Here is an 18,742-nt window from a genome sequence, read left to right as displayed (position 1 = left end):
ACGTCCCAGGGGAGCTAATGAGTGACCGAACCGCGAGGCACTAAGTCCACACGCCGCCGACAGGCCACCAAAGCCAAAAAACTGATGATTGCCGGGACAGAGATCCTGCCCGGCACACGACAGCAGATCGAACTGCCTGTCGCCAAGCTCTATACCCATACCGAACTGTCCATCACCATCAAGGCGGTACGCAGTAAACGTGAAGGCCCCACGCTGTTTGTCAGTGCGGCCATTCACGGCGATGAAATCAACGGGGTAGAAATCGTCAGGCGGCTATTGCAACACCGTGCGCTGCGGTCTCTGCGCGGCACGCTGGTCGCCATTCCCATCGTCAACGTTCACGGTTTTCTGAACAATAACCGCTACCTGCCGGATGGGCGCGACCTCAACCGTTCCTTTCCCGGCTCGCCGAAAAGCTCTCTGGCCGGCCGCGTTGCGCACAGTTTTTACAATGAGGTGGTTGCTCAATGCGACTACGGTATCGACCTGCACACCGGCGCTCGCCATCGCGGCAATCTGCCTCAGATTCGCGCCGACCTTCAGGACGAAACAACCCGCGGTATGGCCGAAGCCTTTGCGGCACCGGTCATGCTGCACGCCAAAACCCGCGATGGCTCGCTGCGCGCAGTAGCCAGTGAGCAGGATATTCCCGTGCTGCTCTACGAGGCTGGCGAAGCGCTGCGCTTCGATGAAGTAGCCATTCGCGCCGGGGTCTCGGGGATTATTAATGTGATGCGTCACATCGGTATGTTGCCCGCCTCACGCAGTAAAAAACCGCGCCGCACACCGATGGTCACCAACCAGTCCTACTGGGTTCGCGCGACGGTCAGCGGGGTACTCCGCGCGCTGGTCCCGCTGGGCGCCTTCGTCAAAGCCGGTGAAGTGATCGGCGTGATTTCCGACCCCATCAGCGACAGCGGTGGCGATGTGGAAATCTGTGCCCATGAGGCCGGCATTGTGATTGGCCGGAGTTATTTGCCGTTAATTTACGAGGGCGACGCGCTGTTCCACATTGCCAAGTACAAAGCCGACATCGAAGAAGCACTGCAACACTACAGTGAATTCCTGGAAGAGTTTGAACCAGAGTCGTACCCGCCTGCGCCGGGAGAAGATCCGCCGATTGCCAGCTGATTTACGCCAGGCCGCGCTCCTGCAATGTCGCGCCCTGGCAGTGGCTGTCCATAAATGACAGCATCAGCTGCAAGTATTGCTGGCGACCAAAATGCAGTAAGTGGTTGCCCGGAAACCAGTGCAGGTAGCTATCGGGCCAGTGGGCATGCAGCAGCCGGACAAATCGCGGCGGTGTGAAGCGATCCCCCGCACCGCCGATAATCATCACTCGCTCCGGGTTGAGTACCGGCTGGTAGCTCAGCGGGCTGTGAACCGCCATGCCCCGCCGCAGATCCTGAGCAGACAGGCCTGAGCGCTGCTGGATCAATTCCATAAAGCTCCTGGTCGGCTGCCAACTGCGAATAGTGTCGACGGGCGCCACCAGTGGCGAGTTAGGAATACAGAACGCGAGACGCGGTTCGACAACAGCCATCAGAGCGCTGAGATACCCCCCCAAGCTGAGGCCGGAAATCCCCACATGCGGTGCGCCCCGCGCAACCAGATAATCAAACAGCACGCGCAAGTCACAGATCGACTGCAACATTCCCTCAGCGAGCTGCGAGAAACCACCGCTAAACAGCCCCTGACCACTGAACAGCGAACGTCGCTCTGCCCGACTTCCGTGGAAGGGAATGGTGAACAGGGCAATATCGTAGCCGCGCTCATAGAACCAAGGCAGCGAGAAAAAGCGACTGTTAAAACGATAATCGCTGGCAACCACACCGTGCACAAAAATTAATGTGGGGCGCGGCCCTTCCGGATGACTCCAGAGCTGCACCTCAGCACGCCGGTTCCGCCGATTCGCCAAGTAGCGATCGGTCATCTCCGGATTTAACGGCTCGAATGGACTGTCGAAGCTGAGCAGCGAGGTAGGAGCCGGCTCTCGCCAACGCTGCCAGCGCGATGGCGACTGCGCACAGACATTGACCGCGGGCGGCACAGGGAAAACCCGATCCGCATCCCGCTGTTCTGCCAGTGCGGCATAAAAATCCATGGCCTGCCGCTCATCCGACAACAGCCGAGGCTGCAGCGCCAGTTTAGGCAGCAGCGACGCGCTGATCGCGCAGCCCAACACACTGCGCAGTGCCCGATCCGCAGCGGCAGTGCTGTATACCTGAATGGGCGACTCGCCATCCAGCTCTGTGCCATCCGATTGACAGTAGAAGTCTTCCGGCAGGGTCCGCCACCAGGGAGGCGATTCGTGAATCTGCGGCATACGTGGAGCGTTCATAGGCTTCTCTGTTGTGTTTATTGTCTTCACAGCCATCGTTTCTGTTTGTACCACAATAACGCCGGATTGGAAGCCGGAATGCATCGCATAGTTCGACGCCAGCTTGCCGTTCTTCCCGCACAGCCCTAAGCTGTGCGCATCTTTCAGACAAGATCGCACCATGCCATTGCAGGAACAGGTTCAAGAGTTTCTCCGCTACCAGGCCAATGTTCGCCGCTTGTCTCCACACACGCTGGAGGCCTACCGACGCGATCTCGTGACGCTGGAAAGCTTTTGCGCTCAACACCATTTTACAGACAGCGCGCAGCTCGACAGCGGACACATCCGCCAGCTTGTTGCCGCACAGCGCAGTCACAAGGCCTCGCCAGCCAGTATCCAGCGGCTACTGTCTTCACTGCGAAGCTTTTACAAGCATCAAATGCGTTACCACGGCGCCAAACGTAACCCTGCCGAAGGTATCGCGGCGCCCAAACGTGGTCGCCCCTTACCCAAAACGCTGGATGCGGACCGGGTCAACCAGCTACTCGCTTTTCCCGGTGACGAGCCCATCGACCTTCGCGATCGCGCCATACTGGAGCTGTTTTATTCCTCCGGACTGCGTCTCGCTGAACTGGCTTCGCTGGATTTGGGTGATCTAGACCTACGCGAAGGCCTTGTCCTGGTCACGGGCAAAGGCAGGAAAAGTCGCCACCTGCCGGTGGGACGAATGGCCGTACGCGCGCTGAATGCCTGGCTGCGCATTCGGCCACACAGTGACAACGAGGCACTGTTCACCAGCCTGCAAGGGCGGCGGCTGGGGCATCGCGCTATCCAGCAGCGCTTGAAATATCGGGCCCGACAACAGGGTATCCCCGAAAATCTTCACCCGCACATGCTGAGGCACTCCTTTGCCAGTCACTTGCTGGAATCCAGCAGCGACCTGCGCGGCGTACAGGAATTACTCGGGCACGCCAATCTGTCGACGACGCAGGTGTACACCCATCTCGATTTTCAACATCTGTCGCGGGTGTATGACCAAGCCCACCCCCGCGCTGGACGACGGAGAAAAAAGGATTAAGCATGGGCCGCATCCACGCCATCAGCTTCGACCTCGACGATACCTTCTGGCCAAGCCGACCGGTCTTGGAGCACGCCGAAGCCGTTTTCTACCGTGAGCTGGAGAGGCGGGCGCCCCGGTTGGTAGCCCGCTATACACCGGACGACCTCCGTCAGCAGCGTATCGCCTTGCTGCAGCACCGACCCGACCTGCGGCACCACATCAGTGACTGGCGCCGTATCAGCCTGATCCAGGCGCTGCAGAGCTGCGACTATGGGGAACAGAGCGAAGCCATCGCCAACGCGGTATTCGCCGACTTCCTCGACGCGCGCCAGCGAGTTTCGCTATTCGACGATGTGGAAGCCGTTCTGGAAGTGCTTAGCCAACGATACGTGCTGGTGAGTTTAACGAATGGCAATGCCGACCTGAGCTGCCTGCCTTGCAGCCGCTTTTTCAAAGCCAGCCTGAAGGCCGAGGATATCGGGGTCAGCAAACCCCACGCGGCGGCTTTTGAGGCGGCCTGCGACGCAGCAGGATATACGCCAGGCCATGTGCTGCACATCGGCGATCACCCAAAGGACGATGTTCACGGCGCGCTCAACGCAGGGTTAAGAGCAGTGCAAGCCTTGATGCCCGGTGTGGACCGCCCCCGACATGAAGGCGCCGAGGGCTACTTTGACGATTGGCGCCAGCTACCCGCGCTGCTCGATGAACTGCAGCAGCTCCGCTGATCAGAAGCCGTCCTGATCACCGTCGTTGAGATAGCCGCTACGCACATGGGGCTCAAGGTGAGTGATATGGCCGCCCTGGGAGAGAAAACTCTCCACATCGCGAGCGAGTTGCTCACGCATACGGTCATGGTTGGTCATCGCTGGAACAGCGCTGTTCACATGGTGCTTTTTGCTTTCGACTTCACGGACTTTCGATCCCATCTCACTACCCTCCGAGCGTGAAGAAATCACCGTTTGCGGCATTTATACTGCGGAGAAATATCGTCTGACAAGCGGGTCGTTAGGCTTTTTTGTTATGAGAAAAACATCCGAAGAAAAATAGAAATATATTGAAAATACCCCGCCACAGCAGGCATAAAAAATGGCGCCGCAGCGCCATCTCGAAAGTCCCGTTAGCCGGGAATTAAATCGCTTCTTCGCCCGTCTCGCCCGTGCGAATCCGGATCACTTGCTCCAGCGGGCTAACAAAAATTTTGCCGTCGCCAATTTTGCCGGTGTTGGCAGCCTTGGTGATCGAATCGATCACTTTATCAACCTGCTCATCACCGATCGCAATTTCCAGCTTAACTTTGGGCAGAAAGTCCACAACATACTCAGCCCCACGATACAGCTCGGTGTGCCCTTTCTGGCGGCCAAAGCCCTTTACCTCGGTCACGGTCACGCCCTGAACCCCGATTTCGGAAAGCGCCGCACGAACATCGTCGAGCTTGAACGGTTTAATGATTGCACTGACCAATTTCATGGCGAAACATACTCCAAATTTGACTCAATGGCGGCTAACTTAGCCCAGCCCCGCAGCCAAGGCAAGCCGAGCCGTTCATCGTTCGCAAACGCCACGCAAAAAAAAGGGCGCTCATTGAGCGCCCTCTGCAAGACCTGAGTGGTTACGCGTTTTTGGTAAACTCGGGGTACGCTTCCATGCCACACTCGGACAGGTCGACACCCTCGTATTCTTCCTCTTCGGTCACACGCAGACCCATGATCGCTTTGATGATCAGCCACACGACTGAGCTTGCGATGAAGGTCCAGGCGAAGATGACAACCGCACCGTAGATCTGGGCACCGAAGCTGGCGTCGCTGTTAGTCAGCGGCACAGCCATCACACCCCAGAGACCTACCACACCGTGCACAGAGATCGCACCGACGGGGTCGTCGATTTTGACTTTGTCCAGCGCCAGGATGGAGAACACAACCAGTACACCACCAACAGCACCGATCAGAGTCGCGACAAGCGGTCCGGGAGACAGCGGATCAGCGGTGATGGCAACCAGGCCAGCCAGTGCGCCGTTCAGAGCCATGGTCAAGTCAGCTTTACCGAACAGAACCCGGGCAACCAGCAGAGCAGCAATCAGACCACCACTTGCCGCCGCATTGGTGTTCACGAACACCTGCGCAGTTGCGTTAGCTTCGTCGATGTTGGACACCATCAGCTCAGAACCGCCGTTGAAGCCGAACCAACCCATCCACAGGATGAAGGTACCCAGTGTTGCCAGCGGCAGGTTTGCACCGGGGATCGCGTTGGTTTGACCATTCGGGCCGTATTTGCCTTTACGAGCGCCCAGGAAGACCACACCGGCCAGTGCTGCAGCAGCGCCACACATGTGAACAATGCCCGAACCTGCGAAGTCAGAGAAGCCCGCTTCAGACAGGAAGCCACCGCCCCAGCTCCAAGAGCCTTGCAGCGGGTAGATGACGCCAGTCATCACAATCGCGAAGGCCAGGAAAGCCCACAGCTTCATACGCTCAGCGACGGCGCCAGAGACGATCGACATGGCAGTCGCCACGAAGACAACCTGGAAGAAGAAGTCAGAAGAACCGGAGTAGTAAATCTCGCCGTCAGACGCCAGCACTTCTTCGACAGAGGCATCAGAGATGCTGTTACCGAACCAGCTGTCAGGCAGGATACCGCTCTCGGAACCACCGTACATGATGGTGTAGCCGCACAGCAGGTACATGGTACATGCGATGGCGAACAGAGAGATGTTCTTGGTGAGAATTTCAGTCGTGTTTTTAGAGCGGACGAGGCCCGACTCCAGCATGGCGAAACCAGCCGCCATCCACATTACCAACGCGCCACAGACAAGAAAATAGAATGTGTCCAGGGCGTATTTGACTTGTATGATGTCTTCCATCACGTGCCCTCCAAAGGGAAAGAGAAATCTGTATTAATTTGTTGTCGGCAGCGCCATCAGCTCTACCTTAAAAACTTAAATCGCTTCTTCGCCGGTCTCGCCGGTACGGATACGGATCACTTGTTCCAGTGCAGAAACAAAGATCTTGCCGTCACCGATTTTGCCGGTGTTAGCGGATTTGCTGATGGCCTCAATGGTTGAATCCACGGCGCCGTCAGCAACGGCAACTTCAATTTTTACTTTGGGCAGAAAGTCGACAACATATTCCGCGCCACGATACAGCTCGGTGTGCCCTTTCTGGCGACCAAAGCCCTTAACTTCCGTGACAGTGATGCCGTGCACACCGATGTCGGAAAGCGATTCCCGCACATCGTCAAGTTTGAAGGGTTTAATAATCGCTGTGATTAATTTCATGGTTATCTCCTGCTGAAAACCGGTTAAGTGCGGGCGGCAGGCGCCCGCAAGGTGTGTTTACAGGCTTTTTGAGATGGTGAAGATGGCGCGATCTTCGTCGTTGTCGCTACCACTGCCGATGTCTGTGCCAACGTAGGCCAGAGACAGTGTGACACCCGCAACATCGTAGTTCAGGCCGATCAGGTAATCCACGTAGCTGTCATCGCCGTCTACGATGCCGTCTTCTTCAGTCGTGGTTTGGCCAACATGGAAATCCATGCTCATGTTCTCTTGCAGCGCCAAACTGTAGTCAACGCTAATTACCGTCGCAGAACCATTACCTCCGTCAATAATGCCCTCGCCGAAGTAATCAGGTGAGTAAACCAGGCCGAAAGTGAAGTCTGCGACTGACACCGACGCAACATACTCTTGGTAGTTAGACGCGGACTCAGCACCGGGATAGGTGAACTGCCATACAGACAGATCCACACTTACTGACTCTGAAGCATTGAAGGCATAGCCAACATAGTAGTCAGTTTCAGTGCTGTTCTGTTCTACAGAGCTTTTGCCGTCAGAGAAGTTAACGTTCGATGCCCAAACGCCTACATAGGCACCGCTTTCAAAGCCATAATCAAAGCCGCCTTGTACGGCCATTTTCTCGTTGGTTTGTGATACACCGCGGAAGGAGTAGTCGGTTGTCCAGGCAACATTACCGCTGATTTCTCCCGCCGAGGCAGCCATCGGAGCAGTGGTTACCACAGCAACACCAAGCATTTTTTTCCAAGCGTTCATGTTCTAGTCTCCAAATATTGTCTTCAGTCTTCTTTAGATATGCGGTTTAGGGGAGCGCCCTGAACTTCACATGCACTACCACTATGCACAGGGTGTGCCAGAAAAAATCACTGCTAAAAAAGGGCATTTTTTGGAGATTTCTTGGCTAAAAAGGCGCTTTGCGCACCAAAAAAACCCATGCCAAATGAAAGGAGGCCACAAAACGCACACAAATAGTGCAAAAAACAACCACCTTGCACTTGCCTACGTCTGCAATCTCTACCCCAAGGCAAAAGCACGCCCCATTTTGGCCCCACATAAGAAATTCGTTATTCATCACATCTCCCAGGCCCGCCCGTCGCAGGACAGTTGCGTAGCGTTAACGCCACAGCCGCCTGCTATCGAACCGCTAAATACGCTAAACTTCCGGCATCGCAGTGAGGAATCTCAGATGGCAAAACCCGACTTCATTTCTCAACTGGCCGAACAGGCCAGCCGCCTGATCAGCCAAGGTCCGGACATACAGCAGGATATGGAAGCCAAGCTCCAGGTACTGTTGCAGAGTGGCTTCAGCAAGATGAATGTGGTTTCCCGCGATGAATTCGATGCCCAAGTGGCGGTTCTTCAGCGGACCCGCGCTCGAGTGGAAGCGCTCGAAAAACAACTTGCAGAACTTACCGCACAGATCGACGCCGAACAGACCGGCCAATAATCCGCTAACGATTCCGCAGGATGCAGAATCGTCATACGCAGGGATGCTGCCATGCCACTTGCCACCGTTCTCAGCCGGGCACGACTCGGCATTGATGCACCGCTCATCACGATAGAAGTTCACCTTTCCGCCGGACTGCCCGCTTTTAATATCGTCGGGCTCCCCGAGGCGACCGTGCGCGAAGCCAAGGACCGGGTGCGATCTGCACTGATTAATTCCCGCTTTGAGTTTCCCGTCAGTCGCATTACCGTCAACCTCGCCCCGGCCGACTTACCCAAGGAGGGTGGTCGCTTTGACCTGCCGATCGCCATCGGTATTCTGCTCGCCACCGGCCAGCTGAAGCAGGCTCAAACCGACGGGTTCGAGTTCATTGGGGAACTGGGGCTGAGCGGCGATTTGCGTCAGGTTCACGCTGCCCTGCCCGCCGCCTTGGCCTGTGCCGACGCGGGACACCAACTGGTTTTGCCCACGGCCAACAGCGGTCTCGATGCACTGATCGCCGCGGACACATTAAAAGAAGCGCCAGACTTGTTGGCGGTTGTGGCCTTCCTGAGTGGACAGCTACCTTTGCCCGACGCAGAAACACCCGCCATCGGGACGCCGGGAGAGGCATCCTACCCGGACTTGAGTGATGTAAGAGGGCAACTGCTGGCAAGGCGCGCGCTGGAAATTGCCGCAGCAGGGGGACACAGCCTGCTGTTCAGCGGCCCTCCCGGTACGGGAAAAACACTGCTCGCCAACCGGCTTCGAGGCATTCTGCCGCCACTCACTGAACATGAGCAGCGGGATATCGCGATCATGCAATCGATCGTCGGCAAGCCGCTTAGCCTGCAGCGCCCGTTTCGCGCACCTCATCACACGGCTTCAGCGGTCGCCTTGGTGGGTGGTGGCAGCAATCCGCGCCCCGGCGAAATCAGCCTGGCGGATCGCGGCATTTTGTTTCTCGACGAACTCCCGGAGTACCCGCGAAAAGTATTGGAAGTCCTGCGCGAACCGATGGAATCCGGCGAAGTGATGATCTCCCGAGCCAGTCAGCAGCTGCGTTTCCCGGCTCGATTTCAGCTCATTACGGCAATGAACCCCTGCCCCTGTGGCTACGATGGCGATCCCCAGCAGGCCTGTCGCTGCACACCGGACCAGATTCAGCGTTATCGGGGCCGGATTTCCGGCCCGCTGCTGGACAGGATTGACCTGCGTCTGCGCATTCATCGTATGCCAATCGGCGAGCTACAAGACGCACCGCCGGGAGAATCCAGTGCCACAGTGCGGGCGCGTGTTTGCGCTGCCCGGCAACGACAGGCAGCAAGGCAACACACCGTCAACGCGCAACTCTCCGCTGCGGATGTGGCGCGGCACTGCACACTGGATCAGCCTGGAAAACAATTTATGCGGCAGGCGGAAGAGCGACTTAAACTCAGTGCCCGCGCCCACCACCGCCTGCTGAAAGTCGCACGCAGCATCGCCGATCTGAGCGGCGACGCCAGGATTGACGCTACCCATCTTCAGGAAGCGGTGGCCTACCGGGGAGACCTTTAAGCGCGATCAGCGTGCTGTTGACGCCGCCACGCTCGGGGCGAGACACCCTGCCAGCGCTTAAATGCACGACTGAATACGGCCAACTCGGCATAACCGAGGTTCAGGGCCAGTGTCGTCAGATCAATGTCACTGTGCGCCAAGTGCTCCCTGGCCAGGCGCAGACGGCGGCTTTCCAGCAGAGCACTGAAACTGCTGCCCTGCTCCGCTAAACGCTGCTGCAACACGCGCGGATGCAAACCAACGATTCTCGCGACCATCGTCAGATTGCACTCCCCCGTTGGCAGCAACGCAGTAATCGCCCGTTCCAACTGTTGCAGCAGCCCGGCATCCGGCTGCTGCCGGTGATTCTGCCACTGGTGGCTTAATCGCGCCCGCAGGTCGGCGGCCACCGCAACCGGTTGCGCCAGTAAGTCGACAGAATAGATCAAGGCATTGCGGCGCCCCTCGAGACGCGGCTCGCAGCCAAACAGGTATCGGTAGACCTCCGGCTCAGCCGCCCCCTGCTTCAACTCCAGAGACAGCGGCGCTTTGGTTTGCGTCTGCAGTTGTTGAAGACAACGGCATAACAAGGCCAAACTCAATCCGGCCAATTGCTCGCAGTCTTCCTCGGCGGCAAAGGCAAAGTCCATGGTGAGTTCGAGCCAGCGCTCCCCCTGGCTGACGACCGTCGAGACCCCTCGTGCGTGAAACTCCAGATTGCGCTGCATCAGCCGCAGGGCATCACCAAGGCTGGGCTGCAAGCACATAACCGAACCCAGCGCACCCACCGCTTCAAGCCCCTGGCGCATTCCGAGCTGAACGCCAAAATCCGCTCGCCGACAACGCCGGGCGGCCAGCGTCAGCAGGCGCGCCAACGCGGGATAGGGGATGTACAGGTCGCTGTCGTACAACGCTGCCGGGCTGAGGCCAATCTCTGCCATTAACGCATTGGGGTTTTCGCCGTTTTCACGAACCCACTCCCCAAAGCCCAGCAAGCTGCCACTGCGCACAAAATACTGCACCCCGCCCCCTCAGCTCGTAATTTATCAAATAATTATTCGCAATATATCAAGTATCAGTAGCAAAGAGGGACTACCGTGGCAAGTAATAACAACAAACACTCTTGGAGAGAACAATGATCCCCAGCCCCGCCGTAGACCACAGCGAGCTCCTCACCCTCAACAGCCATGAGCTGCCCATGTACAAAGATGCCTTGCCTGGCGTTCCAGGCGTGGATGCGCAGCCGCTGTTTCTCGACCCCCACCAGGGCGTTTGGGTATTGCGCGCCGTCTTTCATCCCGGTGTTGTGCTTCCCAAGCATTATCACACCGGCACGGTACACCTGTTTACACTCTCTGGAAGCTGGCATTACGCGGAATACCCCGATCAGCCACAAACCGCAGGCAGCTACCTCTACGAACCCGGCGGCTCAATTCATCAATTTATGGTGCCCGCTGATGCCACGGAGCCCGCCGTGGCGGTGATGGTGGTCTACGGTGCCAATGTCAATTTCGATAATGACGGCAATTACCTCGGGATCATGGATGCCAGCGACATCATGAACATGTTTGATGCACTGGTAGAAGAACGCGGTATGGAGCCGGCACGCTATATTCGTCCCGCAGCGGCCGATTACAGCCACCGCACCAGATGAGTCTCGGCCACTTACCCAAGCGGGTATTTATTACCGGAGCCCGTGGGTTTATCGGCCAGCATTTGATGCAGCGATACCGCGCACTTGGCTGTGAAGTTCGCGGTATGGATCTGCTTGCCGACCCCTCCCAATCGATTGTCGGCGCCGACCTTTGCCAGCCAGAGCAGTGGGCGCCTCACGTCAAAGACTGTGAGCTGTTCATCCACACCGCCGCCGTCGTCTCTCTGGCTGCAGATTGGGAGGAATACCGTCGTATCTCCGTGCAGGGTGTGAGTCATGCCCTCGATGTTGCGCAGCGGGCAGGGTGTCGGCGTTTTGTGCACTTCTCATCAATTCTCTCCATGGGCTGCAACTACCCCGACGGCGCTGACGAGACCTGGCCTGTCGTGATTGGCAAGCACTGCCGTTATGGCGTTGCCAAGGGTGCCAGCGAACACCTTGTACTCGCCGCCCACGCACAGGGCCGCCTCGATTGCTGCATTATCCGACCGGGCGACGTCTACGGCCCCGGTTCCCGCGCCTGGTTGCAGGAACCGCTGAAGATGGCGCGAGCGGGCCGTCTGCTGCTTCCCGATGGCGGCAATGGGGTTTTTACGCCGGTCTATATCGACGATCTGGTCGACGGCACCTTGCTCGCGGCACACAGTGAGATCGCCAGCGGGCAGATCTATATTCTCTGGGGAGAAGAGGCCGTCAGTTGTCGCAGGTTTTTCGGCCACCATTGGCGCTGGGCGGGCCGCAAAGGGAACCCGCCCAGCTTGCCCAGCAGCGTGGCTCTACCTCTGGCAAGGCTGGTTCAAGCGCTGAATCACCTTAGAGGGAAACACGATGAAACCTGCCGGGACACCATACGGATGTTCAATCGCGGCGGCGGTTTCGATGGCAGCAAGGCACGTGATCAACTGGGCTATCGCCCCAAAATATCCCTCGCCGAGGGAATGCGCCGGTCGGAACAATGGCTGCGCGATAGCGGCCAACTCTAGGCTGAGATATCTACTATTGGGGACAAATCACCATGACCACACACAGTCACAGCGTTGTCTCAGGCGCCGGAAGCGGATTGGGACTTGGACTGGCAATACGTCTGTTACGGCGTGGGCATCGCCTGTCACTGATCGACCTAAGCTTCGACGACAACGCTCGGCAGCAACTTGCTGACGCTGCCAGCACGGAGGATCAATGGCAGGCCTACCCGCTGGACATCCGCGATACGCAAGCACTCAAGCAGGCAGTTAGCAACGGGGCGTCGGCCTTCGGTCCCGTTGCGCTGGCAATTAACTGCGCGGGCATCATCCTTAATCGCCGCTTCACGGATATGACGCCCGAGGACTTTGCGCGGGTAGTGGACATCAACCTCAACGGCAGCATGTATTTTGCCAAAGCCGTCTTGCCTCACATGCAGGCTGGCAGCCGGCTAGGGCTCATCGCGTCGATGGCCGGACTGGTCAGCAACTACGCCTATGCGGCCTACGGCGCCTCAAAATTTGGAGTTGTCGGGCTGGCTACCACCCTGCGCTACGAGTACGAGCCGCTGGGCATTGGCATCTCCTGCATCTGCCCGCCCGAGGTCAGAACCCCAATGGTGGTGGCTGAACGCCAAGACGGCGACCCGGTATCACTTCAGCTCAAGGACATTGCGGGCTCAATGGAGGCGCCACAGGCCATCGACAGTATCATCCGGGGACTGGACGCCGGACGCTGGATGATTATCCCCGGTATTCGCAGCCGCCTTACCGCAGGCTTTGCCCGGCACTGCCCCGCACTCTTTCACTTTTTCATGCAACGCATTATTCGCCATCTGCTGCAACGCCTCTCGGCTCAGGAGACGAGGCCGTGATGCCCGAACGCCACTTTTTCACACACCGCCACCTCCGACTCTCTTACCTGGACTCTGCACCGGACGACCTTGATCGCCCCGCCGTACTGCTGTTGCACGGCTTTCCGGATCAGGCGACGATGTGGATGCCGCAAATTCAGGCCCTGCATCAGGCCGGATTTCGCTGCATCGCCCCCGACACTGTCGGCTGCGGCCAATCCGATATGGCTCCGAAGAAGGCCGACTATCACGTCGACCACATCATCGCCGACCATTTGGCACTGATGACAGAACTCGGTATTCGCCGCAGCCATGTCGTCGGTCACGACTGGGGCGCTGTTATCGCCTGGGTGTTGGCAGGTACCGCACCAGACCAATGCCAGCAACTCGCAGTGATGTCCGTCGGGCACCCCACTGCCTATGCTAGAGCGGGGTGGGGCCAAAAACGCGCAGGCTGGTACACCCTGTTCTTCCAACTCGGCGGCGTTGCAGACCGACTGTTGGCCGGGCGGGGGCGATTCTCGCTGCGCCGCATTTTCGGCTCACACCCGGACATGGACGAGGTGATGACACGCTTCGCTGAGCCAGGGCGCCTTCAGGCAGCGGTGCGCATCTACCGTGCGAATATGGCCACCATGCTGCTGACCCCATTGCCGAGGGTTAGCGCCAACACGCTAGCCCTATGGAGCACGGCAGACCCCTTTCTGACGGAAGACCAGATGCTCAACTCGCGGCGCTGGGTCGACGGAAGCTGGCAGTACCAGCGCCTTGAAGGCGGGCACTGGATGAGCCTTGAAAAACCCGATCACATTAACTCGCTCCTCATCGATCACTTTCGATAGGGCCAGCACCAACTCACTTTTTTCTGATCCTTTTTTGCGCACGCCGTTATCCACTGCTACTTTTACTAAAACTATAAAAACAGCAGTCATCACGCCCTCAGCGTGACAAGAGTAGAGAGGAGATCATCGATGCACTCGACACGAAGAAGCGCAGGCCGTTCGGCTGCGCTGAGCCTAATGCTGTCTGCAGCGCTTGCCGCCTGCGGCGGTGGAGGGGGTGGCGGCAGCTCATCCCGATCAAGTAGTGACCTGTCAGGGTCTCCAGTCAAAGGACCCATGGCCAATGCCGTGGTCCAGATATTCAGTGTCGACGGTAGCGCGGCACAGGCAAAAGGCGACGTGCTCTCGACCGGCAGCACGAACGCTCAGGCAGCCATTACCGGCATCAATATTCCCGCGTCCCATAGCGGTGCGCTGATTGTTGAAATCACGGCCGATGACGACACGGTTGACCTGGCCAGCAATGCCGCACCGGCCGTCACGGTCTTCCGCACGCTTTTGAGTAATCGCGATGCGGCGGACGCCCCCATTTACCCCTCGCCGCTGACGACACTGGCCTATGACCTGGCCGTTGCGAAAGCCGACAGCAGTAGCGGTGGCTTTTCCGGCAATAACGATGGCAGCATCAGCGAAGCCGAACTGATTGCGGCATTTACCATCGCCTCGGCGAAAGTCTCCAGCAGTTTGGGCTTTGGCCTGGCGGCAGGTACGAACCTCAACACGACACCGCCGCTGGTCACCAGCGCGACGACAACAACCGCGTCGCTGGCCGAGGTTGCCGCCTACCGACAAGCGATCGAAGCCGTCAGCGCCATCTTGGTAAACATGCAAGACGCCGCGCAAAGCAGTAATGCCTCAACCACGGCGACGACCGACTCACTGCTCACCGCGCTGGCCTCTGACCTGTCAGATGGCGAGGTCGACGGTCTGGCAAACGGCGACCCGATTGCCGAATTTGCCGATGTTGGCGACGTTGCCAGCCAGGTGAATGTCGACCCATCAAGTCTCACCATTCCGGGTACGGACACGCTGGTTAGCGATGTCGAGTCAATACTCGTCAGTGAGCAAGCAGCCACTGGCATCGACACCAATAGCGACGCCCTGGCAAACGGCAGTGCGAGCGCAGATCCAAGCCCCGCACAAACCACGCCGGACATCGACGAAGATGGCATCGCCGATAACGATGACAATTGCCCCAACACCGCCAATGCCAACCAGGCCGACTTTGATAACGACGGCCAAGGCAATGCCTGCGATAACGACGATGACAACGACGGTGTTAACGACAACGAAGATGCCTTTCCCCGCAACCCGGATGAAACTGTCGACAGCGACGACGACGGTGTGGGCGACAATGGCGACAACTGTCCGAATACGGCCAACGCCGACCAACTGAACAGCGACGACGACAGCCTCGGCAACGCCTGTGATAACGATGACGACGGCGACGGCGTAGACGATGTTAATGATGCCTTCCCACTAGATCCCGGCGAAGACACCGACACCGATGGAAATGGTGTGGGCAATAATGCCGACCCTGATGACGACGGCGACGGTGTCAACGACGGTCAGGACGCCTTTCCGTTCGACCCCAGTGAAAGTGCGGACTCAGATAGTGACGGCATCGGAGACAATAGTGACGCGTTTCCAAATGATCCGTCGGAGACCCTCGACTCCGATAACGATGGTGTCGGGGATAACAGTGATGCCTTCCCGAATGACCCGAATGAATCCAGCGATGCTGACAGCGACGGCGTCGGCGATAACGCAGACAACTGCCCGAATAACGCCAACGCAGACCAGGCCGATGACGACGATGACGGTATCGGTGATGTCTGTGACAGCCCGGACGGCGCTGTTTGGGACAACTTTAACTGGGATGAAGCTAACTGGCAGTAGTGCCAGTTAGCCACGAAGAATTAGAGACACGAATCAACACCGAATACAGATATGTTCTCAGGAGGACATCATGAAAAACGTACTCGCTATCGCAACCGCTCTCACGCTGTCCAGCTCACTACTTATTGCAGGCCCCGTGAATAACGAAAACATCACCACATTTACCGCAGGCTCACCAGCGGTCGCCGCCGACGTTAACAGCACTATCCAGGCACTGGTAAGCGCAATTAACGACAACGCCAGCCGGATTGCCGCACTGGAAGACAGCGCACCCGACAACAGCGTTGCCGGGAACAGCTACCAGCTACGCAGTATCAACAGCATGGTTGCCGTGGGTGATACGGAGAGTTACAGCAGCGCTGGGCCGAATGACTTTGCCAATATCAGCAACGGTACTCTCAGTGCCACGCTGACCTTCGATAGCACCGGATCTAACGGCACGCTGACCATCGACGCGGGTAACGACGAATCCTATGAGGTGAATGTGCCCACCAACAAGCTTGAAAACTTCACCGACGACGCCAGCGATAACAGCACCTTTACGTTCACTCAGACAGGCAATACCGTTTCCGCGACCTTTGATGAAGGCGGTGGTGAATTCTTTACGCTGGAGTTTCTGGTGAGCGCTGACGGCTCGCTGCTGGTAACGGCAACCTCCGACGTGGGATCAACCACCTTCAATGACGGCTCTAACGGCGAAGAAGCCTTTGTAGAGCTGGTGATTGGTGTCCGCAGCCAGTAGGCGCCACCCTCTCCTATCAAGCCCCGCCAGCGCGGGGCTTTTTTATGTCTGAACGCAGCGGCGCGCGACGCGAGCCAGTGTCGATCCGCCAACAGCGCTGCTACAATTGCCGGCCATTTCTCCGGCCTTTGGGCAAAGCGTGAACAAACTCAACGATCGACAACGCGAAGCGGTGCTGTACATCGACGGCCCTCTACTGGTGCTGGCAGGTGCTGGCAGTGGCAAGACCAGCGTGATTACCCGCAAAATGGCGTACCTGATCGAAAAGTGCGGTATCCCGGCGCGCCATATTGCAGCGGTGACCTTTACCAACAAGGCCGCCCGGGAGATGAAAGAGCGCGTCGGCGCGCTGGTCAAAGGCAAAGCCGCGCACGGTTTGACGGTCTCGACCTTTCACAACCTCGGCATGAACATTCTTCGCCGGGAATACGCCGCCCTCAGCTACAAATCCGGCTTTTCTATTTTCGATGGACAGGACGCCCAGGCACTGATCCGCGACTTGCTGATTCAGGAACACGGCAGCGACGGCGATCAGGCCGATCGCATCCAGCAGCGGATTTCCCACTGGAAAAACAAATTTGTGCTGCCGGAACAGGCCGTCGCCGAGGCAGAAGGCCCCGCCGACATGCTCTGCGCGCAAGCCTATATCCGCTATCAGAAAGCCCTGAAAGCCTACAATGCACTGGATTTCGACGATCTGATCCTGCTGCCTGCGCTGCTGTTTGAACAGCGGCCGGATATTCTCGACAAATGGCAGCACCGTATTCGTTACATGCTGGTAGACGAATATCAAGACACCAACGGCGCCCAGTACAAGCTGGTAAAACAACTGGTTGGCAATCGCCAAGGCCTGACCGTGGTGGGTGACGACGACCAGTCCATATACGCCTGGCGTGGTGCCAAACCGGAAAACCTGTCACTGCTCGGTAAGGATTACCCCCACCTGAAAGTGGTTAAGCTGGAGCAGAACTACCGCTCCACCGCGCGCATTCTCAAAGCCGCCAACACCGTGATCGCCAACAACCCTCACGACCTGAACAAAGCGCTGTGGTCCGATCTGGGTTACGGCGAGCACATTCGGATTCTGCGCTGCCGCAACGAAGACGCCGAAACCGAGCGCGTTGCCGTGGAAATCCTCGACCACAAAATTCGCACGGGCGGCCGCTTCGGCAACTACGCCGTGTTGTACCGGGGCAATCACCAATCGCGACTGCTGGAACTCAAACTCCAGGCCCACCAGATTCCCTACAAACTCAGCGGCGGCACCTCGTTTTTCGGGCGTAACGAGATCAAAGACATCATGGCCTATCTGCGGCTGGTGATTAATCAGGACGACGACAATGCCTTTCTTCGCATTGTGAATGTACCCCGCAGGAAGATTGGCACCTCTACCCTCGAAGCCCTGGGCAACTACGCGACGCAGCGTGAAATCAGCTTGTACTCGGCCTGCGAGGAAATGGGCCTGCAGCAACAGCTACCCGAGGCAGCGGTCAGTCGTCTTCGCGAATTCACCCAATGGCTGGACGGCCTGCGCCGCCGCTGCTACGGAGATGACGCGATTGCCGCGATCAAGCAACTGGTCAGCGACATCGACTATTTCGACTGGCTGGTACAGAACTCCTCGTCCATCGCCGTCGCCGAACGCCGCTTCGCCAACGTCAACACACTGATCGCCTCTATCGAGCAAAGCCTCAACAATGAGGAGCGAGACGACGGTGTTGAAGAAGCCATCAGCCGCCTGGTGCTGCGCGATCTGATGGAGCGTCAGGCCGACGAAGAGGAAAGTGATGACCAGGTCCAGCTCATGACCCTGCACGCAGCGAAAGGCCTGGAGTTCCCCCATGTGTTCATGATCGGTATGGAAGAAGGGTTGCTGCCGCACCAGAACAGTATCGACGACGACATGGTCGAGGAGGAGCGCCGTCTCTGTTATGTGGGGATCACCCGCGCCCAGCAAACACTCACCATGACTTACTGCGCCAAGCGAAAAAGCTTTGGGGAATTTACTACCTGCGAACCCAGCCGCTTTCTCGCCGAGCTGCCTCAGGATGATGTGGAGTGGGAGGGTCGGGCCGACGCCGACCCCGCAGTGAATCAGAAGCGCGGCGGAGAAACCCTTGCCAGCCTGCGCGATATGTTGGGCTGACGCCCGCTAAAC

Annotated in this window: 19 protein-coding genes; 12 read left to right on the top strand and 7 right to left on the bottom strand. The window is 58.0% G+C overall.

The features are described 5' to 3' along the window. Window positions 1-21: 21 nt before the first annotated feature. The gene (locus G411_RS0110560) at window positions 22-1,131 is read left to right on the top strand and encodes a succinylglutamate desuccinylase/aspartoacylase family protein (protein ID WP_022959173.1); all 1,110 of its coding nucleotides are present in this window, start codon (window positions 22-24) and stop codon (window positions 1,129-1,131) included. A gap of 1 nt (window position 1,132) precedes the next feature. Here the strand turns inward: G411_RS0110560 and G411_RS20110 are convergent, their stop codons facing one another. Beyond that, window positions 1,133-2,341 (bottom strand): alpha/beta hydrolase family protein, encoded by a 1,209-nt coding sequence (locus G411_RS20110; protein WP_157581226.1) that lies wholly within the window; start codon window positions 2,339-2,341, stop codon window positions 1,133-1,135. A gap of 160 nt (window positions 2,342-2,501) precedes the next feature. Here G411_RS20110 and xerC point away from each other — a divergent pair, with 160 nt between their 5' ends. Both xerC and G411_RS20105 read left to right on the top strand, forming a co-directional pair. Continuing rightward, complete coding sequence (gene xerC, locus G411_RS0110550; RefSeq protein ID WP_022959171.1) at window positions 2,502-3,398, top strand: tyrosine recombinase XerC; 897 nt, start codon at window positions 2,502-2,504, stop codon at window positions 3,396-3,398. A 2-nt stretch (window positions 3,399-3,400) separates the two neighbouring features. Then, a complete protein-coding gene (locus tag G411_RS20105) occupies window positions 3,401-4,108 on the top strand; it encodes an HAD-IA family hydrolase (RefSeq protein WP_022959170.1) in 708 nt (235 codons plus the stop codon). On the opposite strand, the gene G411_RS0110540 is transcribed toward G411_RS20105, so the two are convergent. From G411_RS0110540 to G411_RS0110520, 5 genes are all read right to left on the bottom strand, one after another. Continuing rightward, a complete protein-coding gene (locus G411_RS0110540) occupies window positions 4,109-4,309 on the bottom strand; it encodes a hypothetical protein (RefSeq protein ID WP_022959169.1) in 201 nt (66 codons plus the stop codon). It lies immediately after the preceding gene. A 202-nt stretch (window positions 4,310-4,511) separates the two neighbouring features. Beyond that, window positions 4,512-4,850: a P-II family nitrogen regulator gene (glnK, locus tag G411_RS0110535; protein WP_022959168.1), complete on the bottom strand. Its 339-nt coding sequence runs from the start codon at window positions 4,848-4,850 to the stop codon at window positions 4,512-4,514. A 142-nt stretch (window positions 4,851-4,992) separates the two neighbouring features. Further along, window positions 4,993-6,240 (bottom strand): ammonium transporter, encoded by a 1,248-nt coding sequence (locus G411_RS0110530; protein WP_022959167.1) that lies wholly within the window; start codon window positions 6,238-6,240, stop codon window positions 4,993-4,995. Window positions 6,241-6,315: 75 nt separating this feature from the next. Continuing rightward, the gene (gene glnK, locus G411_RS0110525; RefSeq protein WP_022959166.1) at window positions 6,316-6,654 is read right to left on the bottom strand and encodes a P-II family nitrogen regulator; all 339 of its coding nucleotides are present in this window, start codon (window positions 6,652-6,654) and stop codon (window positions 6,316-6,318) included. Between the two features lie 57 nt (window positions 6,655-6,711). Then, window positions 6,712-7,425 carry a TorF family putative porin gene (locus tag G411_RS0110520; protein ID WP_022959165.1) on the bottom strand — a complete coding sequence of 238 codons (714 nt, stop codon included), beginning with the start codon at window positions 7,423-7,425 and terminating at the stop codon, window positions 6,712-6,714. Window positions 7,426-7,495: 70 nt separating this feature from the next. Between G411_RS0110520 and G411_RS22430 the strand changes: the two genes are divergently transcribed. Further along, the gene (locus G411_RS22430) at window positions 7,496-8,116 is read left to right on the top strand and encodes an accessory factor UbiK family protein (RefSeq protein ID WP_245542377.1); all 621 of its coding nucleotides are present in this window, start codon (window positions 7,496-7,498) and stop codon (window positions 8,114-8,116) included. 51 nt (window positions 8,117-8,167) lie between these two features. Then, window positions 8,168-9,652: a YifB family Mg chelatase-like AAA ATPase gene (locus tag G411_RS0110510; protein WP_022959163.1), complete on the top strand. Its 1,485-nt coding sequence runs from the start codon at window positions 8,168-8,170 to the stop codon at window positions 9,650-9,652. Here the strand turns inward: G411_RS0110510 and G411_RS0110505 are convergent. After that, the gene (locus G411_RS0110505) at window positions 9,649-10,653 is read right to left on the bottom strand and encodes an AraC family transcriptional regulator (RefSeq protein ID WP_022959162.1); all 1,005 of its coding nucleotides are present in this window, start codon (window positions 10,651-10,653) and stop codon (window positions 9,649-9,651) included. The two genes, G411_RS0110510 and G411_RS0110505, sit on opposite strands and share 4 nt — an antisense overlap. A 113-nt stretch (window positions 10,654-10,766) precedes the next feature. Here G411_RS0110505 and G411_RS0110500 point away from each other — a divergent pair, with 113 nt between their 5' ends. The 7 genes from G411_RS0110500 to rep all read left to right on the top strand — a co-directional run bounded on the left by G411_RS0110500 (window position 10,767) and on the right by rep (window position 18,730). Beyond that, window positions 10,767-11,285 (top strand): 2,4'-dihydroxyacetophenone dioxygenase family protein, encoded by a 519-nt coding sequence (locus G411_RS0110500; RefSeq protein WP_022959161.1) that lies wholly within the window; start codon window positions 10,767-10,769, stop codon window positions 11,283-11,285. Beyond that, the gene (locus G411_RS0110495) at window positions 11,282-12,268 is read left to right on the top strand and encodes an NAD-dependent epimerase/dehydratase family protein (RefSeq protein WP_022959160.1); all 987 of its coding nucleotides are present in this window, start codon (window positions 11,282-11,284) and stop codon (window positions 12,266-12,268) included. The genes G411_RS0110500 and G411_RS0110495 overlap by 4 nt, the downstream gene beginning before the upstream one ends. A gap of 32 nt (window positions 12,269-12,300) precedes the next feature. Then, complete coding sequence (locus G411_RS20100) at window positions 12,301-13,122, top strand: SDR family NAD(P)-dependent oxidoreductase (RefSeq protein WP_022959159.1); 822 nt, start codon at window positions 12,301-12,303, stop codon at window positions 13,120-13,122. Then, window positions 13,122-13,943 (top strand): alpha/beta fold hydrolase, encoded by an 822-nt coding sequence (locus tag G411_RS20095; RefSeq protein WP_022959158.1) that lies wholly within the window; start codon window positions 13,122-13,124, stop codon window positions 13,941-13,943. The genes G411_RS20100 and G411_RS20095 overlap by 1 nt, the downstream gene beginning before the upstream one ends. Window positions 13,944-14,072: 129 nt before the next feature. Next, window positions 14,073-15,842: a thrombospondin type 3 repeat-containing protein gene (locus G411_RS22425; protein WP_084495415.1), complete on the top strand. Its 1,770-nt coding sequence runs from the start codon at window positions 14,073-14,075 to the stop codon at window positions 15,840-15,842. Between the two features lie 70 nt (window positions 15,843-15,912). Further along, a complete protein-coding gene (locus G411_RS0110475; RefSeq protein WP_022959156.1) occupies window positions 15,913-16,584 on the top strand; it encodes a hypothetical protein in 672 nt (223 codons plus the stop codon). A gap of 139 nt (window positions 16,585-16,723) precedes the next feature. Continuing rightward, a complete protein-coding gene (rep, locus tag G411_RS0110470; RefSeq protein WP_022959155.1) occupies window positions 16,724-18,730 on the top strand; it encodes a DNA helicase Rep in 2,007 nt (668 codons plus the stop codon). The last annotated feature ends 12 nt before the right edge of the window (window positions 18,731-18,742 follow it).

It is taken from the genome of Spongiibacter tropicus DSM 19543, assembly GCF_000420325.1.
GTDB classification, from domain to species: Bacteria; Pseudomonadota; Gammaproteobacteria; order Pseudomonadales; family Spongiibacteraceae; genus Spongiibacter; species Spongiibacter tropicus.
The sequence above is the reverse complement of the archived record's forward strand: the minus strand, read 5'-3'. Positions and strand labels throughout refer to the sequence as shown.